This is a genomic window from Rhodococcus sp. OS5, assembly GCF_056837585.1.
In genome coordinates, this window is record NZ_JBWWRK010000002.1 from 104,896 (window position 1) to 130,886 (window position 25,991).

The 25,991-nt window shown below is 60.6% G+C and carries 19 protein-coding genes and 5 pseudogenes; 13 read left to right on the forward strand and 11 right to left on the reverse strand.

From position 1 onward, the window contains the following. Nucleotides 1-187 precede the first annotated feature (187 nt). From ACVZUB_RS30485 to ACVZUB_RS30505, 5 genes are all read right to left on the reverse strand, one after another. Nucleotides 188-328, reverse strand: coding sequence for a hypothetical protein (locus tag ACVZUB_RS30485; protein ID WP_482628817.1), 141 nt, complete (start codon nucleotides 326-328; stop codon nucleotides 188-190). A gap of 459 nt (nucleotides 329-787) precedes the next feature. Next, complete coding sequence (locus ACVZUB_RS30490; protein WP_482628818.1) at nucleotides 788-1,381, reverse strand: peroxidase-related enzyme; 594 nt, start codon at nucleotides 1,379-1,381, stop codon at nucleotides 788-790. 327 nt (nucleotides 1,382-1,708) lie between these two features. Further along, nucleotides 1,709-3,100 (reverse strand): rhodanese-like domain-containing protein, encoded by a 1,392-nt coding sequence (locus tag ACVZUB_RS30495; protein ID WP_482628819.1) that lies wholly within the window; start codon nucleotides 3,098-3,100, stop codon nucleotides 1,709-1,711. An 88-nt stretch (nucleotides 3,101-3,188) separates the two neighbouring features. Continuing rightward, a complete protein-coding gene (locus ACVZUB_RS30500; protein ID WP_482628820.1) occupies nucleotides 3,189-4,046 on the reverse strand; it encodes a sulfite exporter TauE/SafE family protein in 858 nt (285 codons plus the stop codon). Nucleotides 4,047-4,332: 286 nt separating this feature from the next. Next, the gene (locus tag ACVZUB_RS30505; RefSeq protein ID WP_482628821.1) at nucleotides 4,333-5,139 is read right to left on the reverse strand and encodes a GntR family transcriptional regulator; all 807 of its coding nucleotides are present in this window, start codon (nucleotides 5,137-5,139) and stop codon (nucleotides 4,333-4,335) included. Nucleotides 5,140-5,906: 767 nt separating this feature from the next. On the opposite strand from ACVZUB_RS30505, the gene ACVZUB_RS30510 reads away from it, so the two are divergent. The 3 genes from ACVZUB_RS30510 to ACVZUB_RS30520 are packed head-to-tail and all read left to right on the forward strand — an operon-like array spanning nucleotide 5,907 to nucleotide 8,775. Further along, nucleotides 5,907-7,460 (forward strand): AMP-binding protein, encoded by a 1,554-nt coding sequence (locus tag ACVZUB_RS30510; RefSeq protein ID WP_482628951.1) that lies wholly within the window; start codon nucleotides 5,907-5,909, stop codon nucleotides 7,458-7,460. A gap of 35 nt (nucleotides 7,461-7,495) precedes the next feature. Next, nucleotides 7,496-7,891, forward strand: a complete 396-nt coding sequence (locus tag ACVZUB_RS30515) for a DUF6841 family protein (protein ID WP_482628822.1) — start codon at nucleotides 7,496-7,498, stop codon at nucleotides 7,889-7,891. Between the two features lie 32 nt (nucleotides 7,892-7,923). Then, nucleotides 7,924-8,775: an alpha/beta fold hydrolase gene (locus tag ACVZUB_RS30520; protein WP_482628823.1), complete on the forward strand. Its 852-nt coding sequence runs from the start codon at nucleotides 7,924-7,926 to the stop codon at nucleotides 8,773-8,775. Nucleotides 8,776-9,884: 1,109 nt separating this feature from the next. On the opposite strand, the gene ACVZUB_RS30525 is transcribed toward ACVZUB_RS30520, so the two are convergent. The 3 genes from ACVZUB_RS30525 to ACVZUB_RS30535 form a co-directional block, all read right to left on the reverse strand. Continuing rightward, complete coding sequence (locus ACVZUB_RS30525) at nucleotides 9,885-10,688, reverse strand: N-acyl homoserine lactonase family protein (RefSeq protein WP_482628824.1); 804 nt, start codon at nucleotides 10,686-10,688, stop codon at nucleotides 9,885-9,887. A 259-nt stretch (nucleotides 10,689-10,947) separates the two neighbouring features. Continuing rightward, entirely contained in the window at nucleotides 10,948-11,805 is an 858-nt protein-coding gene (locus ACVZUB_RS30530; protein ID WP_482628825.1) for a sulfurtransferase, read from the reverse strand. A 1,045-nt stretch (nucleotides 11,806-12,850) separates the two neighbouring features. Then, nucleotides 12,851-13,648, reverse strand: a complete 798-nt coding sequence (locus ACVZUB_RS30535; protein WP_482628826.1) for an enoyl-CoA hydratase — start codon at nucleotides 13,646-13,648, stop codon at nucleotides 12,851-12,853. Between the two features lie 410 nt (nucleotides 13,649-14,058). Here ACVZUB_RS30535 and ACVZUB_RS30540 point away from each other — a divergent pair. The 9 genes and pseudogenes from ACVZUB_RS30540 to ACVZUB_RS30580 all read left to right on the forward strand — a co-directional run. Continuing rightward, a pseudogene (locus ACVZUB_RS30540) lies at nucleotides 14,059-14,295 on the forward strand (transposase); the annotation flags it as partial. Nucleotides 14,296-14,812: 517 nt separating this feature from the next. After that, nucleotides 14,813-15,280: pseudogene (locus ACVZUB_RS30545) on the forward strand (transposase); the annotation flags it as partial. 104 nt (nucleotides 15,281-15,384) lie between these two features. Further along, nucleotides 15,385-15,726 (forward strand): Mu transposase domain-containing protein, encoded by a 342-nt coding sequence (locus ACVZUB_RS30550; protein WP_482628827.1) that lies wholly within the window; start codon nucleotides 15,385-15,387, stop codon nucleotides 15,724-15,726. Between the two features lie 38 nt (nucleotides 15,727-15,764). Then, nucleotides 15,765-16,036, forward strand: a pseudogene (locus ACVZUB_RS30555) (ATP-binding protein); the annotation flags it as partial. Between the two features lie 101 nt (nucleotides 16,037-16,137). Beyond that, nucleotides 16,138-17,145 carry an IS481 family transposase gene (locus ACVZUB_RS30560; RefSeq protein WP_482627628.1) on the forward strand — a complete coding sequence of 336 codons (1,008 nt, stop codon included), beginning with the start codon at nucleotides 16,138-16,140 and terminating at the stop codon, nucleotides 17,143-17,145. 228 nt (nucleotides 17,146-17,373) lie between these two features. Then, nucleotides 17,374-17,829, forward strand: coding sequence for an OsmC family protein (locus ACVZUB_RS30565; RefSeq protein WP_482628828.1), 456 nt, complete (start codon nucleotides 17,374-17,376; stop codon nucleotides 17,827-17,829). A gap of 453 nt (nucleotides 17,830-18,282) precedes the next feature. Beyond that, nucleotides 18,283-19,600: pseudogene (locus ACVZUB_RS30570) on the forward strand (MFS transporter). 381 nt (nucleotides 19,601-19,981) lie between these two features. After that, complete coding sequence (locus ACVZUB_RS30575) at nucleotides 19,982-20,935, forward strand: cyclase family protein (protein WP_482628829.1); 954 nt, start codon at nucleotides 19,982-19,984, stop codon at nucleotides 20,933-20,935. Nucleotides 20,936-21,107: 172 nt separating this feature from the next. Beyond that, nucleotides 21,108-21,869, forward strand: coding sequence for a GntR family transcriptional regulator (locus tag ACVZUB_RS30580; RefSeq protein ID WP_482628830.1), 762 nt, complete (start codon nucleotides 21,108-21,110; stop codon nucleotides 21,867-21,869). A 466-nt stretch (nucleotides 21,870-22,335) separates the two neighbouring features. Here the strand turns inward: ACVZUB_RS30580 and ACVZUB_RS30585 are convergent, their stop codons facing one another. From ACVZUB_RS30585 to ACVZUB_RS30595, 3 genes and pseudogenes are all read right to left on the reverse strand, one after another. Next, nucleotides 22,336-23,316: an NAD(P)H-dependent flavin oxidoreductase gene (locus ACVZUB_RS30585; protein ID WP_482628831.1), complete on the reverse strand. Its 981-nt coding sequence runs from the start codon at nucleotides 23,314-23,316 to the stop codon at nucleotides 22,336-22,338. 37 nt (nucleotides 23,317-23,353) lie between these two features. Beyond that, nucleotides 23,354-23,584, reverse strand: a pseudogene (locus ACVZUB_RS30590) (hypothetical protein); the annotation flags it as partial. 184 nt (nucleotides 23,585-23,768) lie between these two features. After that, nucleotides 23,769-25,004: an acyl-CoA dehydrogenase family protein gene (locus ACVZUB_RS30595; protein WP_482628832.1), complete on the reverse strand. Its 1,236-nt coding sequence runs from the start codon at nucleotides 25,002-25,004 to the stop codon at nucleotides 23,769-23,771. A gap of 90 nt (nucleotides 25,005-25,094) precedes the next feature. Here ACVZUB_RS30595 and ACVZUB_RS30600 point away from each other — a divergent pair, with 90 nt between their 5' ends. Then, on the forward strand, nucleotides 25,095-25,856 hold the full coding sequence (locus ACVZUB_RS30600; RefSeq protein WP_064444899.1) for a PaaX family transcriptional regulator C-terminal domain-containing protein: 762 nt from the start codon (nucleotides 25,095-25,097) through the stop codon (nucleotides 25,854-25,856). Nucleotides 25,857-25,991 lie beyond the last annotated feature (135 nt).

Below are 25,991 nucleotides of genomic sequence, written 5' to 3' on the forward strand. Positions count from 1 at the left end.
GTCCGCGGCATCCCGGAAGTTCGTACCGGTGACCAAAACCGTCCTGAGCCAGATGCTATCGCGGGAACTGTAGGGGCTGGATCTGGTGGCGCTGACGGTCGATGGCGTGCACTTCGCTGAGTCGCGCTGCATCGTGGCCCTCGGGATCGACCTCAAGGGAACAAGCACCCGCAGCGTCCGGGAGGACCTATGGCGGGCTGCCGATCGGGAAGAGACCGGTCTCGACATCCTGATCCAGCCACGACGCGAACGCGAACGCGAAGAAATGCTTCTTCGGCAAACTGATGCGCAAGTAAGGTCGGATACCGAAGGTACTAGCGCCCGACATGATCACGAGTTACCTTGTGGCGCGTCTAGATTGATGCCATCGGTCGAACACTGACACTCGAAGCACCTCGACCACCAAGCCAAAAAACTCGCATCGCCCACCAGACAGCGGAGAACGCCGGGAGGTTCTTCCGCTCACCCGTTGCAGCACAACAGTTCCTGGGGTGTTGAGGCAATCGCGCCGCACTTTCTGACTCTGCCAACACAAGACCACCGCGAGCGACTACCACTTTCGAAATAATCCCCCGATCCCCCGATGCGCCATCTTGAACGAGATCACTGGCGCACCCGCCTGAACTCGGCTTCCCAACAACAGAATCCGCCCTAATATCACCGAATCCTGTGGGTTCCAGTCGTATACCGCGACTGGAACCCGGCCGCTCCTCCGACAGCGCACCCGATCGATGGACCGGCAACCACATTCGCGAAGCGCATCGCGGGGACCTCGCCGACGTTCCGCCTATCCCTTTTTGTCGTTTGCATCGCGACCCAAAGAATAGAATTGGGGATTCGGTCGCATATTCGTCACGTTGGCCATGCGGTTGGAGAGACCAAAAAACGAAGAGATCGCGGCGATATCCCAGACGTCTTCGTCGGTGAATTCGTGCGATGCCAAGGTTGCGAAATCGGTTTCGGAAACCTCGTAGGCTTCGCTTGCCACCTTGATCGCAAAGTCCAGCATCGCCTTCTGCCTCTTGGTGATGTCGGCCTTGCGGTAGTTTGCTGCAACCTGGTCGGCGATGAAAGAGTCCTTGGCGCGGATCCGCAGGATGGCGCCATGGGCAACGACGCAGTACTGGCACTGGTTGTGACTGGACGTGGCGACCACGATCATCTCGCGTTCGGCCTTCGTCAGGTTGCCCGGCCTGTCCATCAATGCATCGTGATAAGCGTAAAATGCGCGGAATTCGTCTGGGCGGCGGGCCATCACGAGGAAAGAGTTAGGGACGAAGCCAGATTTCTCCTGGACGGCGAGAATGCGGTTTCGCACATCTTCAGGCAGGTCGTTGAGCGAGGGGATCGGGAAACGACTGACGGTGGTCGTCTCTGTCACAGATAGTTCCTGTGGATGGTTCCGGCAATCAGGCATGTGCTTCCTTTCACTGGATGAGTGAGCGTGACGATTGAGCACTGCAGAACGCACAGGCGTCGCTTCCGAGGACGGGCCTCCAGTCGCACGCACGCTGCCGACAAATGTGCTGCAGTCGATTTGCGTTGAGACCAATAAACTAAATGTTCGGTCATTTCGTTTCATAATATACGTACATATGGATAGACCATCAAGTCTGCGACGAAATCGGTCAGCGAGCCGAGCGATTGGACCGAAGTGCAGGGGCTCATGTACGTCGTGATGGTGGTCTTGAAAGTTGCACGATCTTGGTCAGATAGACGATGTAGGAGCCGTTTCTTCCTCCCATGCGGTGTAACCGCCGATTAGGTCGATGGCTTCCTGGTGCCCTCGAGTCCGAAGGAAGCTGGCGGCCACGCTCGAACGCCATCCGCTTCGGCAGTAGACGACAAGTGGCTTGTCCTGCGGAATACTGGCATGACGATGAGCCAGTTCCGGAAGCGGGATGTGCAAAGAGCTTTTGATAAACCCGATTTCCCGTTCTCCAGGATTTCGAACATCGAGCAATGTGATAGTGCCCTTCTCGAGTAGCGAGATCAGTTCAGAGACTTTGATTCGATCAGTGTCTTCGACGAGATCGGACAGTCCAGGGAACGGGTCGCCCGCAACAGATGTGTTGAAGAATCCAATGACATCGTCATAGCCGATGCGCGACAGCCGGATCATGGCTTCCTGTTCGTCGCCCGGTGCGGTAACAAAGATGATGGAGTCATTGATATCGGCCACCATCCCGCAAGTCTCGGCGAACCGGCCGAGGGCACCGACGTTGACCGACCTTGCCAGGTGACCGCGGGCAAACTCCTCGGGGTCGCGGGTGTCGATCACCCGTATAGCGGGGTCAGAGATGCGCGCTCGGACCTCCTCGACAGCCATTTCGGGCATCGTGCGAGAGCTATCGAGGACGGTTCGAACACGTCGGTTGAGGTCTGCGTCAGTATTGAAATAGCCGGGGATTGGCGGCTGGCCGGAGGTGATGATGTCGACGAACTCGTTCTCTGTCATCGGCTGGATGGACTGATTGGTCAGGCGTTGCTCACCGATGGTGGAGATGAGATCGGTGGACATGTTCTTTCCACACGAGGAACCTGCACCGTGAGCTGGCATCACCAGTACATTGTCGGGCAAGGTCAGGAGGTGCTGGTGGATCGTCTTGTACATGGCTCGCGCGAGATCGGTATTGGTGCCGTCTCCCAAGTTGGCCAGGTCGGGGCGCCCGACGTCTCCGATGAACAGGGAATCGCCGGTGAGCACTGCGGCAGGTTGGTCGGCGGCGTCCTCGCGAATCAACAAGCTGATGGATTCCCAGGTATGTCCCGGGGTGGAGAGAATTTCGATATCGACCGCGCCGAGCGAGAGATGTTCACCATGGCGCAGTCGGCGAATGGGGTAGTCCGTCTTCGCGGTCTCCCCGAACCCGATCCACGCTCCGGTGGCTGCGACGAGTTCGAGGTGGCCAGATACGAAGTCCGCATGGAAGTGGGTGTTGATCACGGCTTCGATCTGGAGGTCGTGGAGCCGTGCTTCCTCAAGATAGTCACTGATGTCGCGGCGGGGGTCGACGACGATCGCCCTTTTGGTTGCTTCGTCCGCGATCAGGTAGGAGGCGTGTGAGAGACACTCGAGATAGAACTGCTTCAGTATCATGGGATACTCCGTTTCTCTGTGACATGTGGTGGGTCGTTGCGCGCGTTCCGCTTATTTGCCGTGAGGTGGTCGGCTGCGAGCTGTTGGCCTACTGCGGCAGCAGCCCGAGACTTCTGGCTCCGACGTAGACGGCCACGACGAGAAGCATCGCTGCGAATACTCGGGTCAATGTCTTTTCTGAAACCCTTTGAGTTGCATACTTTCCGGCAATCGATCCGATGATCGCGGCGATGGCGACCGGTAAGACGATGGACCAGTCGAGAACATCGTGACCAGCTCGGGCGGTCAATGCGACAACCGAGTTCACAGTGATCACCAGAAGTGAGGTTCCTACTGCGACGGGCATCGAGTATCCGAGAATGATGACTAGGGCCGGCACGATGACGAACCCGCCCCCCACACCGAAGAATCCAGTGAGCAAGCCGATGAGGATCCCGGCGAGCAGGATCTTGATCGCGATCACGAGTCGACTCGGCGAAGCGGTTTCCAAGGGAAGGGCGTCTACATCGACTTCAGTTGTCGGGGATCCGTTGTGAGCACCGACCGCGAGGCTTTGGTGGAACTTGTTCTGCGGTTCCTTCTTCTGTGCACGAGGCGATCGCATCAGCAGTGATCCCGCAACCACGATCATCAGACATGCGAATGTCGCCATGGCGATATCGACGGTGACCAGTCGACCGAGGGCTGTCCCCGCCCAGGCTGCAGCGCCGCCGATCGCGCCGAGGCAGACACCAGTTCGCCAGCGGACGTGTCTTTCCCTCGCGTGTGCGGCCATGGCGACGACTGATGAGATACCCACGATGACCAGGCTTTGGGTGATCGCCATCGAGAGCGGCTGGTGCAGGAGGTACATCAGAGCGGGGACTGTGATGATCGATCCCCCGCCACCGAGGGCGCCGAGACAGAGCCCGATACATACGCCCAGGATGACTGCTATGAGAGTCATCGGATCTCGTGTCGTTCATTCAACGCCATCGCATCAGGCCTAGATGGTAGGCGAAAGCTGTTGTTGTGCAGGGACATAGGCAGGAAGGGCGGAGATGCGAGCTCGTTTCCCCGTCGGCCGTCACGGCGACGACTGGTCGTCGATATCAGCATCAACCGTGGTCGAGGCGCAGAGCCGCCTGACGGAGAACGGAGATTGATCGGGCGGGTATGGCTGCGTACATCATCAAGGGTCTGGTATGCCACGCACCCCGAGGCCGAGGAGGAAAGTCGTTTCATCCGTGCCCCTATGATGCTTGCGTCGGGTTGACGGGCGCTGCGAGGTTGAGCATGTACCCGGATCGGGCATTGAAATCGGCGAGAACGCTGAATCGGTCGCCGCGAATTAGCGTGGTGCGCCACTCGATCGGGTTGCCGCTAATAGTGCCGGTGCGCTCTACTCGCATTATGGCGATATCGGGGCCGATCTCGAGCAAGCTTCGCTGAGCAGAGGTAGGGATCTCTGCCTTGATTTGTTCGTGGCCTCCGGTCAACCGCACCCCGCAGCGTGCGGCGAGTTCGTCGTAGAGCGCGGTGTGCGAGAAGTCCGCCTCCAGCAGCGGACGCGCGATCGAGGCGGGCAGCCAAGTGCAGTCGAAGGCCAGGGGTTGCTCATCGGCCAAACGGAGCCGTTCGAGATAGATCAGCGGTGTCGATTCCTCGAGTCCGAGGCGCACCGCCACATGAGCGTCGGCCCGCACCTCCAGCCTGCGGACGACACTGCGCTGCCGTAGATGTGCCGACTCGACGGATTCGAACAGACTGTAAAGCGCCCCGAGAGGTTGGGTGATCTCTGCTTCTCCTCCGACTCGGGGGGGTCGGCCACGGTTGGCCGTAACGAGCCCTTCTTCGCGCAGCGCCCGCAATGCCTCCCGCACGGTATGCCGACTCACCCCGTACTCGTCGCGCAACTCCAGTTCCCCAGGAAAGGCCTCGGTGAACTCTCCCTCCTGCAGCCGGAGCTGCAGGTCCGCCTGCAACTGTTGCCACAACGGGACTCCGGTCGCACGCTGCAACAAACGCACTGGGGCCTTGTCCAACCTCGGGGGTAACACTTCAGCTCTCCTCAGCGTTGACATATTTCCACCCATTAGGCTAATGTACGTACATTCAAAAGTCAATAGTCCGGACATTCTCCTCTGGCATTTAGAAAGGCAACTCGCACGGCGCCCGCACCGCCACATTAAGTCGACAGCCCTTGCAGGTTGCAGCGCGGCCGGTCGCCAGCACAGGCGGGGAAACAGCTGTGCCATCGACCCCTCCGTCACGAATCACCACCCGGTGCGACACATCTTCGGCGACAGACGCGCCGGACGTAGACCTGAGTCGGTCGGCGGGGCGCCACGGGCGTTGTCGGCAACGACGCAACGACGCAACGACGCAACGACGCAACGACGATGATGTCAGCCCTCCGCGGCAGGTGCAGCCGAACCTCGGGCGATTTATCCCCATTCTGTAGGTTCAGTCCACGGGACCTTCGAACACGCTCAGCCACCCTTGCCGTAAATGGATCGAATTCGACACACCACTTGACGCCGTCCCCACCGCCCAGCTCGCCAAAGAACTACTGCCGCAACGAGATTCCTCCCATCCGTTTCAACCGACTCGGTGCGGCCTTGTCTAATCTCGGAGTTGGCACTTCAATTTTGCAAAATCGTTGACATATCTTCACCCGAGAGATTAATGTACGGACATTGAGAAGCTCAATGCCCGTACATTTATCTCATGCGCTAAATCTATCAATGTGTATTGACATATAGATGGGCCTATGCGGCACATTGTCGTTTCGATCAACAGCACCTCAGGCCTACAGGAGGACCATATGTTTGTCCCTTTCAGCGTCAACGACTTCCTCGATCGTGCCGTAGCGGCCTTCGGCGATCGCGTTGGTGTCGTCGACGAGCCGGAACAACCGGCGCCGACACAGGGCGGGCTGACCTACGCGCAGGTCGGCGACCTGGCACGTCGTCAGGCTGCGAAGTTGGACGAGCTCGGGATCGGCGTGGGCGACAGAGTCGCAGTTGTGAGCCACAACAGCAGTCGGCTACTGACCTCATTCTTCGGCGTGAGCGGTTGGGGCAGAGTGTTGGTGCCGGTGAACTTCCGGCTCAGCCCGGATGAAGTGCAGTACATCGTCGATCACTCGGGCGCCCGGGTGCTCTACATCGACCCGGAGCTGGAGGAATCGCTGGCGGGCGTGAGGTGCGAGCAGAAGTACCTGCTCGGCGACGACGCAACGCTCTACGCCGCGCCCGGGACAGAGCCCGAGGCATGGGAGTATGACGAGGGCGCAACCGCCACCATCAACTACACGTCCGGCACGACGGCACGGCCCAAGGGCGTGCAGATCACCCACCGCAACATCTGGGTCAACGCGGTGACACTCGGGCTGCATGTGCAGCTCGGCGACCGCGACGTCTATTTGCACACACTGCCGATGTTCCATGCCAACGGTTGGGGTATGCCGTTCATCGCGTCTGCCGTCGGTGCGCAACATGTCGTGCTCCGCAAGGTTGACGGAGCGGAGATCCTGCGCCGGGTCCGCGACCACGGCGTCACGGTCATGTGCGCAGCCCCCGCGGTCGTTTCCGCGGTGCTGGAGGCGGCGCAGAACTGGGAGGGCGAGATCCCTGGTCACAACCGGGTACGGATCATCATGGGCGGCGCGCCGCCGCCAACGAAGGTCGTCGTCCAGGTTCAGGAGGAGCTGGGCTGGGAATTCCTCCAACTCTACGGTCTCACCGAGACCTCACCGGTGTTGACAATCAATCGGGCCCGAGCCGAATGGGATGCTCTCACCCCTGAGGAGCTTGCGCACAAGCTCGTCCGAGCCGGGACACCCGCACTCGGCAGGCGACTGAAGATCGATCAGTCAGAAGAGGGGGCCGGCGAGGTGCTGGCGCGCTCGAACGTGGTGTTCGCAGGCTACTGGGACCAGCCCGCGGAGACCGCGAAGGCACTAGATGGCGGCTGGTTCCACACTGGCGACGGCGGCTACCTAGGCGAGGACGGCTATCTTACGATAGCCGACCGCAAGAAAGACATGGTGGTCACCGGCGGCGAGAACGTCGCCTCTGTCGAGGTCGAAGACACCCTCTTCTCCCACCCAGCGGTGGTCGAAGTCGCGGTCATCGGCGTTCCGAGCGAGAAATGGGGCGAGACGGTAAAGGCGCTCGTCGTACTTAACACCGACGCGACTCCAGGCCCGGATATGGAGGCCGAGTTGATCGAATGGTGCAAGGGCCGCCTTGCCCGCTACAAGGCGCCGACATCGGTGGAATTCCGTGCCGCACTGACTCGCACGGCAACTGGCAAGTTGCAGAAATTCAAACTCCGCGAACCATTCTGGAATGCCACCGAGCGTTCGGGTAACTGAGTAGTTAAGTCCTCAACTGAAAGGTGTACTAAATCATGATGAACGAGACAGAAGTAAGCCAGTGGATTACCGAATTTCTCGACTGCTTCGCAGCGGCAGGACGAGGCGAGCGAGACGCTGCATCGATGCTGGAATATTACGGTGTGCCACTGATGCTCACGACAGACGAGAGCTTCTCACCCCTGACGGACGACGAGCAGGTCACCGGGTTGATTCAGTCGCTACTTGATGGCGCCGGGGAAGACTATGACCACAGCGCAGTCCTCGAGTCCAAGGCGACCGCCTTGAACGCGACATCAGCCTTGTACCGTGCGGCCTATTCACGCCAGCGACGCGACGGATCTGAAATCAACAAACTCACCGTCACCTATCTCGTCACCGACGGAGCAGTTGGACGCCGCATCACGGCGCTAGCAGTCGAGAGCCAATAACCCAAACCCAGATAGGCCGGAGGGACACGAAAATGCCCAGGCTCACCGTCGACACCGAGAACTTGACCCCGATCGACCTGCATTACACCGATCAAGGCGCCGGTCGCGCCATCCTGCTCATCCACGGCTGGCTGCTGTCCGGCAAGGCGTGGGAAAGGCAAATTCCGGCGCTCGTCGATGCCGGCTACCGCGTCGTCACCTACGACCGCCGCGGGTTCGGCCAGTCCTCGCAGCCCTGGACCGGTTACGACTACGACACCCTTGTCTCGGATCTAGACGCCCTGCTCGAGCACCTCGACCTGCGGGATGTCGTGCTCGTCGGCTTCTCGATGGGAGGCGGCGAGGTCGTCCGATACCTGGCCCGGCACGGTACGAAGGGCCGCATCGCCGGCATTGTGCTCGCAGCGGCTGTCACGCCCTACCTTTACAAGGCCGACGACAACCCCGACGGTGGCCTCGATGACGCCACGATTGAGCAGTTTCAGAACGGCGTGCGCGGCGACCGGCTGGACTTCCTGGACAATTTCATGAATGATTTCTTCTCCTCAGGCACTGGTCTGCTGGCGGAGAAGGCGCTTATCAGCGAGCCTAACCGTCAGTACCACGTGGCAATCGCCGCCCACGCCTCGCCGAAAGGCGCGCTGGATTGCATCACCGAGTGGGGCTGCACGGACTTTCGTGCCGATCTCGCGAAGGTCACCGTTCCAACACTCGTCATCCACGGCGACACTGACCAACTCGTGCCGATCGAGATCAGCGGCCGGCGCAGCCACGAGGCGATCCTCGGCTCCAAACTCGTAGTGATCGAGGGCGGGCCGCACGGCCTCAACGTCACGCACGCCGAGCAGTTCAACGCCGCGCTGCTGGACTTCTTAGGCCGGTAGGCTGTCGCCTCCCCCGCCCTATCAGCTTTGGTCGTATCGTCCTCAGATGCCACTGAGGACGATACGACCAAGACTTCTGCCGCATCTGTGGCGGTCCGCAGCGCTGGACCGCGCGGCAACAGGCAAGCTGCAAAAAATTCAAACTCCAGCCTAGCCGTGCAAGGCGCCTAGGGTCTAAAACTGATGGAGGTTGTTGACAGTTGGGTCTTCCGATGAGGAAGATTCCCATGTCACCACGAGAGCTCGAACGTCGGGCAAAACACAAACTCGCAGTGCTGCGCCACGTTACCCAAACAAACGGGTCCCCGGAATCAAAGGTATTCGAAGTGTGACGACTTCTTCTGCGCGGCCGTCCCTCAAGCAGACCGGCTCGACCATGACCTGATATCGCCAGCCGAGACCATGAACATCGGGAAACGAGAGCACCAGATAGCCATAGACGTGGCCGCTCTTGCTGCGCGACGCATCGCCAACGGCGATGAACGAGTAGACGGTTTCCCTCGTCGTCTTCGAAGGACTCGCGCCCGCGGGCCTGTTTCGGTTGCCCTACAAATCCGAGGTCGGCGGAGATGGACTGTCACATCCAGCCCAACCGCCGAGCAGCGGTAGGGGCACAGGAACCCATTCCAGAGACTCAATATGGCCGCGGTTCGGCGGCCGTGGCTCGACACACTAAAAATCGGGCATGACACTGCGTCCTGCCCCGAGTGCGCGCGCCGTCGGAGCCCGGTTCGCCGCGCGCACCTGTCGGCGGTAGTCGAGATGATCCGCCCGGCGATGCTGAAAGCAGGCGAGCATCACGGCGGGTTCACCCTGTTCACGGTCGACTCCTGACCTTTTAAGCCGTTCGGCGGGGTGAGCGCGTACAGCCGTGTGGGAGAACGCACTGAAGCGCTCGGGGCTTTCGGGGTGGCAATACAGCATCGCCGGCGCTCCACAACGGCCACATTGACGACGGCTGCTCGCATCGGGCGAAGCGCTGAACTGGCATCACGATTGGGGGCTGGGTGACCCCCTCGCGGTTGCCACTAATTTCGCTCGAAGCGGCTCCGGTTCAGGATACTTCAGCCGGCCATGTCACTGCCGTGGCGCTACACAATCGGTGGCGATCAGCTGGTGACGGGGTTACCCAGGTCGTAGCAGTCGACCGCGGCGGTGTGGAACTGCGTCCGAACAATTGGATCGTGCCCGGCGACGACAGTCGCGCCTTGCTGCTGCAGGGTCCGCAACAAGTCGTACCCGCGGTAGACTCCCTCGAGATCCGTGAACAGGTGGTACGGCCGGTTCAGTTCGACTTCTTCGTAGAAGTGCAAGGCATCAGACGCCAGCACCAGAGCGCCTCGATGACCAGCGGCCGAAACAATGAGCTGACCCGGTGTGTGCCCCCCGACCTGAGTGACCGTGATCCCCGGTGCGATCTCCCAACCGACGGGTGAGTCGAGGAGACAAACGCGCCCTTGTTCGAAGAGTCGCTGTACGATCTGGACTTCTTCGGGATAGACAGCATCGGATAACGTGCTGCGGTCGCCGCCGTCGTTTGTCCAGTACTCGAATTCGTCCCGTGCAAGGATGAAGGTCGCATTGGGGAACAGCTCGGCGTTGCCGACGTGGTCGTAGTGCATGTGCGTGATGACGACATGATCGACATCTGACGGGGCGATATCAAGTCGCTGCAGTAGCGAGGCAGGACTGGTTTCCTGAATTCTGTTGCGAGCGGCGGCTCGATCCTTGTCGAATCCACAATCCACGAGCACTGTTCGGTCGCCGTTGCGGATCGCCCAGAAGTAGTAGTCCATGCTGAGCGGCGCGCCCGTCTCACTCTCCCCATTGCCCTCATAGCGAAAGAACTCGCGCCGCCGCTCGGCTGGCCTAGAGAAGTACCGGAGGGCGTAGACCTCGTAGAGGTGGGTCATAGACTTCCTACTGTGGTCGGGAGCGGCGTGGGCCTGATTGGACTACGTGGTGACCCACTCGCCATCAGCGATTGATGGCACCGGAAAACCGCTGGCTGCTCTATGCGTTCGGAGTACGGTAAGTCAGCGATAAATGACCGTGTCGTAGCGCACTCCTGTTACTCCTCGATTTCGAGGAGGTTCGGTATCTGTTATGCAGGCATTGGTCACGGACGCTGATCGTTGAACGAGCCGATTCACCCGTTCTCCCACCGAGAGGTCAATCTACTTCCGTGGTCATGGGCAGTGTCGGGTCAGCTGCCCACTCATTCAGCGATCCGTCGTAAACGGCGACGTTGGAGATTCCCAGCAGGCCGAGCGCGAACGCTGCCGAAGATCCGGCAACACCCGCACCGCAGTAGGTGATCACGCGCTCAGCACTATCCGCGGAGGTCTGCTCGAAGCGTTCACGGAGACCCTCGAGAGGAAGATACTGGTGAGTGTTTCGATCCACGAGGTGAAGAGCCGATACATTTTGGGCACCAGGGATATGACCGGGCCGCTGGTAATCCTGACGCTCACCACGAAACACCTTGGGATGCAGGGCATCGATCAAGCAGATGGACTCGTTGCCGAGCTGATCGAGAACATCCTCCTTCGTAACGAAGGATCCAGGCCTCGGAGTAAGCGTCAACGCGCCGCTCGCCTCGGGTTGCTGATCCCCGGTCTCGACCGGGCGGCCCTCCCGAGTCCAGGTCCGCCATCCACCGTCGAGCACCGCGGCGTCAATCGACACAGCTCGCAGCATCCACCACACTCTGGCAGCCCACATACTGAAGTTGTTGTCGTACAACACAATTTGTCGCCCATCGGCAGCACCGACCGCCTCGAGTGCGGACCGCAACTGATCGAGCGACGGCATCATGAGGGGAATATCAGCATTCTTGTCCGACAGGTCACCCACCAGATCCACATGTCGAGATCCCGGAATGTGTCCTTCCGCCCACCCGGAACGACCGCTCCCATAATCCGGTTTGCCGTCCTCATCCGTCATGTGGGTGATCGAGCAATGCAAAATGCACAGGTCCTCACGCCCCAGACGGGCCTCCAACCAAGCACCATCGACAAGCTGCTGCATATCAGTCTCCGTCCCGGCAATCATTCAAATGTCCGTTCATTTAGAATCTTTAACGTACGTATATTTTGACCGATAAGCAAGTGCTGACAAGGCCGGATGTCACATTGCGCTAATCCGCTGCCACCCCACTTTGCCCGGCCACGAGACGTGACCCGCGGCCCCTCTGCGCGGTCTCCCCGGGGCCCTACGCGTCACCGACTGAACGAGTTCGCTCCCCAGCTTCGCCCGTGGACTCGATAGCTAGCCACAAAGCAGTCGACACTCGATTGTCTAGCCGAAAATGACGACAAATCGGTGCGTATTCGCGACATAGATCCTGCGTGCGAGCTTCTGGCTATGCCAGTTGTGGACGGTTGCTCGGCGACATCGGGACCCTGATGCAACTTCGGCGACCGTGCGGCCAGACTTCAACAGAGCGAGGATTATTCGGCGGAACTCGGGCACCAATCTCTGAAGCAAACAAACGAACTCCAGAAAATTCGGGGTACATCATCAAAGTCTCGGTACTCGCCGGTGCGATTCGTCGTTGAACCGCGGTTATCCTCAGCGCGCGGAGAGTGCTGGGTGGATACTCGACCGATCATAAAAGACTCGTTCCGCTCGCCCTGGGCGTAGTGGACACCCATCCGTAGTTCAGTTGCTGACTGCCGTTCGTCCTATATGACTGGTTCGCCGGAAGACGTATCGAGGGTGCGGCCTTCATGACACGCCGTTGGGAGTTGCGAGCGTGTGTGCGGGTGCCGTCGAGCGGCTGTGGGTTGCTACCCGTGGTGGAGGCAAAACTGCGCACGACAGGCTCATGCCGATGGCCAAGACGCGTAGAACCCTCCGCGTCGGAGCCACGGCCTGGTCCACCGGCTCACACACCGTCCCGAAAGGAAGGTTTGCGTGCCCTCGTCGTCCAGAGTCGCCGAACTTGAATCCCGTGAAGGCGCTGAGCATTCGGCATTTGTGGGCTCTGGGTATCGCAGCTCATCGGGCCGACAGTTCGACGAGCGTATTCAATCGCTGCGATTCATCCGTCACCCGCACCTCCATCCCAAGTTTAGTTTCCGCGCCATTCGGGCTTTCGCTTGTCCACGAAAGCTTGCATACCTTCTTGAGCGTCGCAGGTCACGGCATTGGTTGCCATCGTTTCCGCCATCGCCTCGTACGCCTGGGCTTGCGGCAGATCGATCTGGTGATAAAACGCTTGCTTACCGATCTTCACCGTCAGGGGGCTGGCCGTCGTGATCTTGCCGGCCAGTTCGCGCACCTCTCGGTCCAGGCCTTCGGACGCGACGACGAAGTTCACCAGACCCCAGTCCGCAGCGGTGTCGGCGTCGATCGTCTGCCCGGTGAGCAACATCTGCATCGAGCGCTTGCGCCCTACTGCCCTGCTCAGGGCCACCATGGGCGTCGAGCAGAACAGTCCGATCTTGACGCCGGGAGCACCGAAGACAGCGTTCGACGCAGCAACAACCAGATCACACGACGCGGCCAGTTGGCAGCCCGCCGCGATAGCCGGGCCCTGTACTGCGGCAATCACCGGCTGCGGAATCCGCTGTACGGTCTCCATCATCTCGGTACAGCCGTCGAAGATCGCCCGCTCGTCTTCGAGGGTTCTCCCGATCATCTCCGTCAGATCGTGGCCGGCGGAGAACACCGGGCCTTCGGCGCGCACGACGACAACCCGCACGCGCTCGTCTGCAGACAATTCGAGAAGGGCAGCCGTCACCTCGCGCATGGTCTCCGCCGAGAGCGGATTGCGCCGCGCCGGCCGATCGAGCGTCAGGAATCCGAGTCCCACCGACTCCTCGACGGAAATCTTCACTGCAGTGTTTTCTACCTGTGTCTGCGACATGTGTTCTCTCTACCAATCGAATTCGCCCCGGTCAATGATCAGATCACACACACGGCCTCCCTTCTGAATCACATGTCAGTGTTTGTGGTGGCCGGCCCAGGGCTGGCTGACAGAGTAGGTGTCGTTGCCACAACGCCGCGTGACTCATGAATCGCTTGGCTCTTTCGGGATGCAGTGGCCGGGGTTTGTCCACCTCTAGCGGTGGACTCCATCACGCGGTAGTGAAGCGTCCTGGGACTGGTGGAGACCGTGATCTCACCCGGAGAATGCAGATATGGGTGCACCTAGCCTCGCGCTTTCACGGTGAGTGCCTCGAAACCCGGAGTCGGACATAAAGAAGGGCGACCCGACCTGGAAGAATACGGATTGTCGAGGCCCGTATTCATCCGAACAGAAGGATCACCTTTCAGGTGCACAAGTCTACTTCCCGCTACCCGAAACTCTCCGTCGATACCACCGGCAACACTCTCGTGTCCCACGGTGGAATCGTCACGCTGATCCGCACCGCCGAAAAAACCGGACTGACCACTGCTTTGTCCGACGCGCTGGCGCTGTGGCGTAAACCCACCGCGCACCACGATCCGGGCAAGATCCTGCTCGATCTTGCGTTGTCCCTCGCCGTCGGCGCCGCGATCCTCGCGAACATCCTCCGCACCGACCGCGACGCACACTGCGTACTCCCCGCGACGACCGAGCACGCGCGGTGAAAGCCCTCACCCGCCAGCACCAGGAAGCGCTGTGGGCATTGCATCAAACCTTGTGCCGACTACGTCCGGTGTTCTTGAATTCTATCCCGCTGCGCTGCAGTCCTTTCCGAATCAAAAGCACAAGGCGGCATTAGTGGTCCTCGCAGCGGCACCCACCCCATCGCGGGCAGGGTGCTCACCCGACGCCGCCTCGTGTCGCTACTGCACCGCGCCGGACGACGCAACGACGACAAGCTGGTCGAGCAGATCCTCGCCGACCTGAACGCACCGGCCCTGACGCAACCGGTGGAGGTTGAGGAAGCACTCGGACACGCCGTCACCGGGTTGCTAGGGATCGTCGCGGCAATGCACACTTCGGTCGAACGTCTCGAACGTGAACTCGGAATCGCGTTCGAGTCACACCCGCTTACGCCGATCCTGCACTCCGTTCCGTGCCTGGGAACAGTGCTCGGAGGTAGCGTTCGTCGTCGATGTGTTTTCCCGCCGGATTCTCAGATGGCGGGCGATGATGACGACCAAGGCGACACCGCTGGCCTCCGGGGCGCTCGAGCGAGCATTATTCACCAGACGCAGGAGCGATTTCGCTTTTACTGCAACGGGTTTGGTGCATCACTCCGATGCCGGCTCGCAATATACATCACTCGTCTTCACTGAAGCATTAATCGAGTCCGGGCTCGCCGGCTCGATCGGCGGCGTCGGCGACGCACTCGATAATGCGTTGATGGAATCAACGATCGGCCTGTACAAGACCGAGCTGATCGACCGACAAAAATCATGGATCGGTCGCGCAGAAGTCGAACGAGAAACTGCGTCCTTGGTGCACTGGTTCAACACCAACCGGCTGCACTCCTCGATCAGCTACAACTCGCCCGTCGACTACGAATTCACCGGGCCGGACGATTTCAACCGGCAACTGGCGGCGTGATTGACGGTCGCGAACGGCCGTCGCAAACGGTCCCTCGGCTGCGCCCCGGCAGATCGCAGCGATGCCGACCGCGCCCGGATGCTCGAGTTGCCGCCGGTGGCCGGATGGCAGTACTCGACCAGGCTGGCCCGCGATCACCTATCCGACTCGATTCGAACGACTACTCGGGGCACCCGTCGGTGATCGGACGGCGCATCGAGGTCACCGCCGATCTGGCCCGGGTGCGAGTGTGGTGCTCGGGTCAATGCGCCGCCGATCATGTTCGGGCGTGGGCGAAACATCAGACGATCTCCGATTCCGATCGTGGGAAAGTTGCTGTCGCACTGCACCATAACCGCATCGCAGTGGTTCGCCGGGCGGCTGAACCGGAGGTTCAGATTCAATCGCTGAGCGATTACAACGCCAGGTTCGACGTCCCGGACTACGACGGAACGGAAGCACTATGACCAGCAACAACACCTGAACCCGGCGGCCCCAGCATGATCTGTCCGACGAGTTGAATTTCCTGTCCCGCGCCCTCAAAGCACCGACCGTGCGTGATGTCGCCGGACGACTGACCGGGCGGGCACGAGAGGAGGGTTGGACCCACGAAGAATTTCTGCGTGCCTGCATCGGGAAGTCTCCACGCGGGAAAGACATGGCGGCGAATCCAGGATCCGCGCCGCCAGCTTTCCTGCCCGTAAATCGTTGGAGGAGTTCGACTTCGACCACGCTCGCAGTCTGCAGCGTAATGCCACCGCCCATCTAGGTGTTGTGGGTATGGACGTTGCTGACGCTGGATTGAAGTAGACGGGCTGGCCCTTCGCGGCAGGATGGAAGTTGCGAAACAGACCATCAACAGCAAAGGGACCAGCCCTGTGACACACCGTAATGCTCCGCTGACTGTCGAGGGAAGACGACGACTCGTCGAGCGGTGCCAGAGTCGTCCGATCACCCACGTCGCCGCCGAGATGGGCATCTCCCGACAATGCGCCTCCAAATGGGTCAACCGGTACCGAAAATACGGTGACCTGGGATTACAGGATCGATCCAGCACACCACACCATCAACCGGCCGCCACGGCGGCAGGGCTTGTGGCCGAGATCGAAGCGATGCGGCGAACCCGGAAATGGTCGGCCGCGCGCATCACGTTCGAACTCCGAATGGATGGAACGGTCATCGCACGCCGGACAGTCACGAAAATTCTGCGGAACCTGGGATTGCACCGTCGCCGGTTCATCGACCCGAACGGCGAGAACAATCGCAAACCGCAGGTCATCGTCGCGAAACGACCAGGCCAGATGGTGCACGTCGACGTCAAGAAAGTCGGCCGAATCCCGGACGGTGGTGGTTGGCGCGTTCACGGCCGCGGCTCCGCACAGGCCAAACAATCCCAGCGACGCAAGGCGCGAGCGAAGCAACCCCGGATCGGTTACACATACCTGCATTCCGCGATCGACGGCAACACCCGTTTGGCATACACCGAGGCACGCGATAACGAAACCGCCGCAACAGCCATCGATTTCATGAACAACGCCCGACACTTCTTCGCTGCACATGGCATCACCCGTATCGAACGGGTGATCACCGACAACGGATCATGCTATCGCGCAGCAGATTTCACCGCTTCACTCCGCGAGGCTCGGCATTACCGGATCAGGCCGTACACACCGAAACACAACGGGAAGGTCGAACGCTACAACCGCATCCTCGCCGAAGAACTGCTGTACTCCCGTGAGTACATCAGCGAAGCCCAGCGGCGCATTGCCGTCGAGGTATGGAACGTTCACTATAATTATCACCGACCGCATTCAGCACGCGGAGGACGACCGCCCGCCGCTTACCGCCGGCACCGCGTCACCAACGTCCGTTCCTCCTACATCTAGGCGCCCTCGATTTCGTCACAGCGAAGCGCCCAGCCTGGCCGAATCCGCTCCGCAGGAGTTGGTTGCACGTGTGAACCATCTATTGTACGGACATTAATGGTCACCAAAACGAACATTTCCTTGACATTTGAATGTGCCAAACCGTTGAATGTGTCCTGGGACACTCGCAATGGCGGTGTCCGGCCGTTGAACGAAAGACCTCGTATGAGGAATGAACAGGAGAAAACTGTGAGTAGCAGTAACGACGGCGTCCAGACGTCGACGCTCGCCGCGACGCGTGAAGTAACTGGCACCTACGTCGCTCGTAATGATTGCGGTGGGGAGGTGCGAATCGGGAGGCCCGGCACCGAAGGCTGCTTCACACCTGGCGAGCTAATGCGTCTGGCTGCCGCGGCTTGTGTGGCACTGTCGGCCGATTTCACTCTTTCCGACCGTCTCGGAGACGACTTCGACGCTGCTGTCTTCGTGAGCGCAACATTGAACGATGCAGAGGCGCGCTACACAGATGTGCACGTTCGACTGGCTGCGGATCTGTCGATCATCGAGGCGGGTCGCCGCGATGCGCTTCGCGAACGTGCCAGCAAGTCCATCGATCGCCTATGCACGGTCGGCCACACGCTGAAAGCGAGCGCGTGTGTGCAGGTTGATCTCGAGGAACTCGACACGAGCTCGTCCGTGGCGTGAGCCCTCAACAATCGCTTTGACTCACCATAAAAACGCTCGCATTAACATCACCATGAACTTGGCCGGGTAGGGGTAACCAGGGAACGGCTGAGTCGTGACGAGTGCACGTTTCTCCGGTCCGCGCGCGGCCGGTGTTGGCGTCGGTAAAAGTGCTTCCCGGTCGCGCTCGTACGGCGCGATGCCGGTGCTGCGCAAAATCATGCCAGCGCTCTTCGGTCCTGATTGCCTGGGCAGGCAAGTGCCTGGCTGAACGATTGAAGAGCTTTCAGCGGCGACCCGCCACTACTGCGGCTCTACTCCGTAGAAATCACCTAACCGATGGCGTCGCCCTGAGTCGTTGCGTCGGTTTGAGCGGGCCGCGCGCGGTTCCTCATCGCTTCCTCAAAAGCCCTATAGGCACTTCCGTCTCGTCCTCTACAAGGAACACCTATCCCCGAAGGAGCAGCCATGTCCATGGGCAAAGTAGCCAGTCCTCGCCCCGCACTAATCTCGTCCGCCGGTGAGTCCCGCGCGAAGGCATGGGGTTTCACGGGCCTGTTGATGTTGCTGTACATCGTGAACTGGGGCGACAAGGCAGTGTTCGGCCTGGTGGCTCAGCCGTTAGCCGAGGAGTTTGACCTCACCTCCTCGCAGATCGGCCTGATCGGCAGCGGGTTCTTCATGTTGTTCACCGTCGGCAATTTGATGGCGGGTCTGCTGAATCGGTGGATGACCCTGAAGTGGTCGCTCGCGCTTCTCGCAATAGGCTGGTCGTTCGCCATGCTCCCTGTGGTCGTGTCGGCCACTTTCGGTGTTCTTCTCGTGAGCCGCATGCTCCTCGGGCTCCTTGAGGGTCCGGCGGGTCCGACCATTCAAACGGCGCTCTACTCCTGGCATCCGTACGAGAAACGCGGCCTTCCCTCGGCATGCATTACGGCTTCCGCCTCGATCGCCAAGATCGCCGTCGCCCCCCCTCCTTGCGGTCGTGACCGCCGCGTACGGCTGGCGGGCTGCCTTCGTGGTCCTTGGCGTCGCAGGCCTGGCCTGGTTGCTGATCTGGCTGCCGACGTGGACTCCCGGGCCGTACGGTGAGGACAAGGTCGCCCGAAAGGTCGACACCTATGACGAGCCCGCCGTCCCGTGGGCCAAGGTGATCTTGTCACCCACATTCCTCGGGGGTGCACTCGCGGTGATGTCTACGTACGCGCTGGTCACTGTGGTACTGACATGGCTGCCGTCTTACTTCGAGAAAGGGCTGGGGTATAGCCGGGTGCAGGCTGGCGCCATGTTCGCCTTGCCGAGCATCGCGGCCCTCGTGGTCTCTCTCGGGGTTACCTGGATCAGTGATCGGCTGATCAGCCGCGGCGCCGCCTCGCGGTTGCTGCGGGGCGTAGTTCCCGCAGTGCTCCTACTGGTCTGCGGAGGCGCGATGGCTTTGGTGCCAAGCATCAGTGCACCTGCTGTGGCAGTGGCCGTGGTCTCGATCGGCTACGGCTTGGGCCAGAGTATCTTCCCGCAGTCATACTCCGCCCTGTCGGAGATCGTCCCGCCGCGCCAAATAGCTGGCACCTTCGGCCTGTACATGGGTTTGATGTCGCTTGGCGGCATTTATGGTCCGTACCTCGCGGGATGGATCGTCGATCAGGCCGATAGTCCCGTCGAGGGTTACGGTCTTGCGTTCCAGGTTTTCGGGATCATGGTCCTCATAGGCGGGTTGGCCGCGCTCTTCGGTATCAACCCTGAGCGGGACGCGGCACGGCTGCGCAGCGCTCGCACCCCCCGCACTGACTGACCCGCGCGATCGTTCCGGCGCCGCTCGCCGCATAATTCGCCACTCCTGCAGAGGAATTCACGTGACGCTCTTCCGAGCTTCCGAGCTTCCGAGCTTCCGAGCTTCCGAGCTTCCGAGCACCTGAGCCCCCGAGTCCCGTGCACCGGGCCGCTCTGAACCGCCCTGGGATGTCCTGAGTCTCTTGATGCACGTCAGCAACTCGGGCGTGGTGCGTAACGAGGCCGTGCCTGGCCGATGACCACAGTGAGCCGAGTGTTGTATTTCCAGCTTCAGCGCAGCCATGACCAGAAGTGTCGATGTCCTCGACGAACCGGCGCAGCTGTGCCACGGACCATCCGAGCAATCGCTCGGTTGTTCGACGACGAAACGAAAGGTATGCCAATGACCGAAGTTCCTACAATGACCGAACTCCTGCGCGATGCCCCTAACAACTGGGACAAATGGGGCGCGAAGGATGAGGTGGGGGCGCTGAACTATCTGACGGAGCGCGAAGTGCTCCACGGAGTGACCCACGTCAGATCGGGTTCTGTCTTCACCCTTCAGCGACTGATTGGCGACCCGCAAGGCGATCCCGTGTGGCCGGGCCGGCAGGCAGCCGAGCGGACCATGGTCCTGGACGAGTCGAGCTGGGACGTCGAAGGAGCCCCATCCTTCCCCGGCGGTCTTCACTACGCCGATGACAAGATCAACGCGTTTCTCCAGGGGTCCACGCAGTACGACGCACTGGGACACGTCTGGTACGACGGCAAGATATGGAACGGCTACGACGCGCGCACCACGGTCGGCGGACTCGACAAGGCCAGCGTGGCGCCCATCGCCGAGCGCGGTGTGGTCGGCCGCGGAGTGCTACTCGACATGGCCCGATTCCGCGGCAAGGACAACTTTGACAAGGGCGAGACCTTCACGCACGAAGACCTAGAGGCGTGCGCCGCCGCGCAGGGCCACACCATCGAACCGCACGATGTGCTCATCATCCGCACAAACTTCCTCAAACTCTTCGTCGACCAGGGCGATACCTTCTACGAGGATTTCTGCGAGCCTGGCCTGACATACTCACCCGAGCTTGTGCGCTGGTTCCACAACAAGGAGATCCCCAACATCGTCACGGACACGATCGCCAACGAGGTGACCATCGATCCGGTGTCCGGGGTGGCACTCCCGCTGCACTGCGCACTGATGCGCAATCTGGGCATCGCATTCACCGAGCTCTGCGATCTGGAGAAACTTGCCGGCAGTTGCGCACAGGACAGGCAATACACCTTCCTCTATGTCGCCGCCCCACTGAAGGTGCACCGGGCAGCCGGCTCGCCGGTCAATCCGGTGGCGATCAAGTGAGTGCCTGCAGCGAGTACTCCTGGCTCGATATTGAGGCGGAATTCTCGCTGCTACCAGTCCGGAGCACGATACGACAGGGCGGCGAGGGGAGAACGGTCGTAATGCTAGTGTTGCCGGCGACCATCTGGACGGACAGGTTGGGTGGGTTGGGACATTCGGAAAGGTCGTAATCATGGCCGCGCCAAGGCTCGAGCGACACGGGTCGGCTCCGTTATGGCAACAACTGCAGCGGGAGCTGGTGGGCCGTATGGAGGCCGGCGACTTCGATGAGCGCTTTCCGGGCGAACTGGAAATTACCGAGGAATACACTGTCAGTCGCCACACGGTCCGTCGAGCGTTAGCGCAGCTGCGCGACGACGGTGTCATTGTCGCTGGACGCGGACGTCAGTCCCGCGTTGCGCCGACTGCCGAGATCCGCCAGCCGATGGGCGCCCTTTACAGTCTGTTCGCCTCCGTGGAGGCAGCGGGCCTGACGCAGGCCAGTGTGGTTCGCCACCTGGACCTCCGCGCGGACGGCGTGGTAGCTGAGCACCTCGGCCTTGAGGCTTCGGTGCCGTTAGTCTTCCTCGATCGCTTGCGCATGGCTGGTGACGAGCCGCTCGCGCTCGACCGTGTATGGCTTGATGCCGAATACGCTCGACCCGTACTAGAAGCCGACTTCACGCACACGGGCCTCTATCGAGAGCTGGCCAACCGCGCCGGAATCCGCCTCAACCAGGGGACGGAGGAGATCCGAGCGCTCGTCCCCGGAGCGTCCGAGGCTATGCAGCTCCGCTGCCCATCCGGCACCGCAGCCTTCGCGATCAATCGCCTCGGATGGCATCGCGGCCGGCGCATCGAGTGGCGCCAGACGCTCGTCCGCGCTGACCGGTTCTCGCTGACGGCCGAGTTCACGGCAAAAGCGGGCTATCAACTTGTTCAACCTGCTGACTAAAAGCACTCGGATCACAGACGCAATATTTGGGCGCGATTGACGTTTGTCGAGTTGTCGACTCTTCTGCTCGACGAGGACGCGAACTCGACTTCGTACCCCCTTTGCCGCAGATCCCGAGGACACTCGCCAAGACACAGTACACGGTTTTCTTCGTGTAATGCCGCCGGGCAATCGGGAATTACGTCCACTCCGGACCAAGGTCCTGCCGCCACAGCGACCGGCATTCGCAGATCGTCAGATGACGATTCGACCCGAATCTCATGACGCAGACGATCCGGAACCCTACTCGCGCAATACTTCCACGAAGTGGGCACCACAATCCTCAGCCCACTCGAAAGGGTGACCGCCGCCCCACGACGCTGCGATGAAGGCGTGATCACAGCGCTACGACGCAATCAAATCTGGAGTACACCTCAGAGTATCGGGAGTCTGCACTGCCTCGGACATTATTGCCGCTGTGGTTTGTTCAGGCAGTTATCTGCTGAGGCAAGGCCTGCGTGATAATTTGCTGTGCCTCAACGAGTATCGTGGACACGACTTCCTCGCAGCTGGCGACTTCATTGATCAGACCTTGTGCCTGGCTGGCCCACCAGAGACCGCCGTCGAGATCACCTTGACCGTAGACCTGTTCTCGACCACGTGCACCGCTAGCCAGGTGGGCAACGTCATCGAAGGTTGCACCGGGCGCCCGGGAGATCGCAGCGATCTCTTCGGAGATCGAGTTGCGAGCGACGCGTGCGGTGTTGTGGAACTCGCGGAAAACGAGGACGGTGTCGCGTTCGGTGTGGTTCACAATTTGCTGTTTGACGTTGTCGTGAATGGGTGCCTCGGTGGTTGCCATGAATCGGGTGCCCATGTTGACGGCGGACGCACCGAGTGCGAGTGCGGCGACAAGACCTGCGCCGGTGGCGATTCCGCCACTGGCGATGACGGGTATCGACAATGCCCTGGCGGCAGCCGGAATCAGAACCAGCCCAGAAACGTCATCCTCGCCCGGGTGCCCGGCACACTCGAAGCCGTCGATACTTACCGCGTCCACGCCAAGCCGCTCAGCCTTGACCGCGTGACGGACGGTCACAGCCTTGTGGATCACCTTCACCCCGGCCACCTTGAACGCCTCCATATGGGGCTCGGGATTTCCACCGGCAGTTTCAACGATTCTGATGCCGTTGTCGATGATGGCATCCCGGTACTCGTCGTACGGCACAGGGTTGATGGTGGGAAGGATGGTCAGGTTGACTCCGAAGGGTTTGTCGGTGAGATCCCGGCAGCGAGCGATCTCTTTGACCAGCGCTTCGGGGGTGGATTGTGTAAGGGCGGTGAGGAATCCGAGTGCGCCGGCGTTGGCTACCGCACTGATCAGATCGGCGGTGCCCACCGCGGTCATGCCGCCACACACGATGGGGTGCTCGATCCCGAAGATTTGGGTGAAGGCGTTGGTGAACATGTAGTTCCTTAATCTCGGCGCTGCATTGTGCCAGGGGTCAGAACGGGAGTTTGAATGCGCGAATTGCGTTGTCACGCAAGAGCGTGGCACGGGTTGTCTCGTCGAGTTCGAGCGCGTTGAGCCCGACGAGACAACCCAGCGCGGGCCATGCCGGATGATTCGATCCGAAAAGCACTTTGCCTCGGCCGTGACTGACCACGGAGATAGTCGACGATCTCATTCGGGTAGCGCATTGTCTTGCGGCAGAGGAGTCGATGTAGACGTTCGAGCATTTGTCCCAGAGAAATCTTCATTCGTTCAGACGGCCGCCAGCAGTAAACGCCCGGTGAAATCTGAATCGAAATAGGTCCTGCCGAATCGAGAAGTTGATTCGGGGTTGTTTGTCCGATCGTGATGGAACCGTCAGCCGAAGTGTTTGCCACCTGATTACTTCCGGAGGACGCCCGCGCAAGTTAACCGGTGATTTCCTTACCGAAGATATTGCGGGCGATAATCCACTTCTGAATTTCGTTGGTGCCTTCGTAGATCTCGCCGATTTTGCTGTCGCGGTAGATCGCCTCGACTGGGCCTGCAGTTCCGTCGGCGCTGAGTTCGCGCGCGAATCCAAGCCCGCCGAAGGCTTGGACCGCGTCGCGGGCGAGATCGACCGAAAGGCGAGTGGCGTAGTGTTTCGCCATCGCAGCTTCGGGTTCGGGAAAAAGTTCACCGGCGTCTCGTCGCAGCGCCGCCTTGAGATACAAAGTGCGCGCGTTCTCGATTTCTGTGGCCCGGTCCGCCATCAGGAACTGCCAGTGCTGGTTCGCCGCGATCGGACGTCCGAACGCGCGACGCTCCGAGAGGTGGACAATAGCATGGTCGAAGGCTGCCTGGGCCATGCCTACTCCGGCCGCTGCGATGCCGATCCGCCCGAGTGTGAGTGTTGCGAGAGCGTGACGCAAACCCTGTCCCTCGACCCCTCCGAGGAGAGCGTCGTCACCGAGCTGGACGTTGTCGTAGCGTACGTCGGCGGTTAGCTGGCCACGGTTACCCATCTTTTGGTCAGGCATGCCCACCGAGACGCCGGGCAGGGTCGTGTCGACGATGAACATGGACAACCGGTCGCCGGTCCTGGCCAATGTGACAATGAAATCTGCGACCGGCGAGTTGGAGATCCAACGCTTGTGACCGTTGAGTACCCAGCCTTGGTCCGTCCGATTGGCTACGGTCTGGATGGCCTGCGGGCTCAGGTCCGATGACGCCTCCGGTTCGGTAGTCGCGAATGCGCCGATCATCGAGCCGTCTGCTACATGGGTGAGCCAGGCCTGTTGCTGTTCCTCAGTGCCGTGGGCGAGAGCGTTTCCGGCGAGAATGCAGTGGACATCGAAGATCGCTGCGACGCTGCTCGAACAGTAGGCGAGCTCCTCGATGGCCACCGCAGTAGCGGTGACGGGATGTGACAATCCATCACCGCCGACCTCAGATTTGTAGGGCAACCGAAACAGGCCGGCAGCCGCGAGTCCTTCGAAAACGTCGCGGGGGAAACCGTCTACTCGTTCATCACCGTTGGCGATGCGTCTCGCAGCAGGAGCGACGACATCTGCCGCTATCTGACGCACTCTTTTCCTGACGCCGGTGGTTTCGGCTGGCGAAAGAAGGTCATGGTAGAGCCGGTCTGCTTGACGGATGGGCTGCACAACGGAAGTAGTCATGCCATCAGTATTACAGATTCTCCGCGATCGTGAAACTTTCGTAATCAACAGTTATGTTGCAGTTGACCTCATCGCGTAACATCGTCGTTGATGCCTGCAGCGACCTCGACGACCTCAACCACGGCAGATTTGCGACCCGTTTCCGCGCGCTCAGCGCTACTTGGGCTATTACTCGGGGCGGAGGTCCCCACTCTCACCGCCAGCGAACTCGTCGCGGGTGGGCAGATCGTCGGCTTTGCCGAACCCACCGTTCGGGTCGCATTGTCCCGGATGACCTCCGCGGGCGATCTCGAACGCAGCGAAAGGGGTGGATATCAACTCTCCGAACGACTGCTGCACCGTCAACGACGACAAGTGGAAGCTATTCACACGATTCCGAAGGACTGGAACGGCGACTGGGACATGTTCCTTGTCACTGCGTCGGGACGTTCGGCGTCGGATCGAGCTGCATTGCGTGACGTCCTCAGTAACTTGCGCCTGGCGGAGATCCGTGAAGGCGTCTGGCTCCGACCTGCAAATTTGGACATCGATTGGCCGGCAGACATCGGCACCCTCGGTGAACGACTTACCGCGAGACCAGCCACAGATCCTGCTAGCTTGGCCGCCCGTCTGTGGGATCTCACTGGGTGGGCCGACCACGCGCGGGCACTGTTGGCCGCGATCGATACGTCCGATCCTGTCCTCCGATTCACCGCGTGCGCCACATCGGTGCGCCACCTTTTGGATGACCCGCTTCTGCCTGAGGAGCTGCTGCCCTCCGACTGGCCAGGCGGCGAACTGCGGCAAACGCACCTCGCGTACAACGACTGGCTCATCGAAACCCGCCGCTCTCTCACAAATACCGAGAAATAACATAGAGCCCTGCGGATGAATGTCGTCCACCCCTGACTCACGACTAGCCATCCTGCACGCAGGCGTTCAACGGGGAATCGACCGAGATGGTTTGCGCCGAAAAAACATGCGAATTGTTTCGGGTGGATGGGCGAT

What these genes read in the sequence shown, in the direction of transcription:
- ACVZUB_RS30525 (WP_482628824.1), bottom strand. Translation starts at nt 10,688, where the DNA reads ATGACCCACCTCTACGAGGTCTACGCCCTCCGGTACTTCTCTAGGCCA.
- ACVZUB_RS30595 (WP_482628832.1), bottom strand. Translation starts at nt 25,004, where the DNA reads ATGACTACTTCCGTTGTGCAGCCCATCCGTCAAGCAGACCGGCTCTAC.
- ACVZUB_RS30530 (WP_482628825.1), bottom strand. Translation starts at nt 11,805, where the DNA reads ATGCAGCAGCTTGTCGATGGTGCTTGGTTGGAGGCCCGTCTGGGGCGT.
- ACVZUB_RS30550 (WP_482628827.1), top strand. Translation starts at nt 15,385, where the DNA reads ATGGCAGTACTCGACCAGGCTGGCCCGCGATCACCTATCCGACTCGAT.
- ACVZUB_RS30585 (WP_482628831.1), bottom strand. Translation starts at nt 23,316, where the DNA reads ATGTTCACCAACGCCTTCACCCAAATCTTCGGGATCGAGCACCCCATC.
- ACVZUB_RS30485 (WP_482628817.1), bottom strand. Translation starts at nt 328, where the DNA reads ATGTCGGGCGCTAGTACCTTCGGTATCCGACCTTACTTGCGCATCAGT.
- ACVZUB_RS30495 (WP_482628819.1), bottom strand. Translation starts at nt 3,100, where the DNA reads ATGATACTGAAGCAGTTCTATCTCGAGTGTCTCTCACACGCCTCCTAC.
- ACVZUB_RS30535 (WP_482628826.1), bottom strand. Translation starts at nt 13,648, where the DNA reads ATGTCGCAGACACAGGTAGAAAACACTGCAGTGAAGATTTCCGTCGAG.
- ACVZUB_RS30600 (WP_064444899.1), top strand. Translation starts at nt 25,095, where the DNA reads ATGCCTGCAGCGACCTCGACGACCTCAACCACGGCAGATTTGCGACCC.
- ACVZUB_RS30520 (WP_482628823.1), top strand. Translation starts at nt 7,924, where the DNA reads ATGCCCAGGCTCACCGTCGACACCGAGAACTTGACCCCGATCGACCTG.
- ACVZUB_RS30580 (WP_482628830.1), top strand. Translation starts at nt 21,108, where the DNA reads ATGGCCGCGCCAAGGCTCGAGCGACACGGGTCGGCTCCGTTATGGCAA.
- ACVZUB_RS30510 (WP_482628951.1), top strand. Translation starts at nt 5,907, where the DNA reads ATGTTTGTCCCTTTCAGCGTCAACGACTTCCTCGATCGTGCCGTAGCG.
- ACVZUB_RS30515 (WP_482628822.1), top strand. Translation starts at nt 7,496, where the DNA reads ATGATGAACGAGACAGAAGTAAGCCAGTGGATTACCGAATTTCTCGAC.
- ACVZUB_RS30500 (WP_482628820.1), bottom strand. Translation starts at nt 4,046, where the DNA reads ATGACTCTCATAGCAGTCATCCTGGGCGTATGTATCGGGCTCTGTCTC.
- ACVZUB_RS30575 (WP_482628829.1), top strand. Translation starts at nt 19,982, where the DNA reads ATGACCGAAGTTCCTACAATGACCGAACTCCTGCGCGATGCCCCTAAC.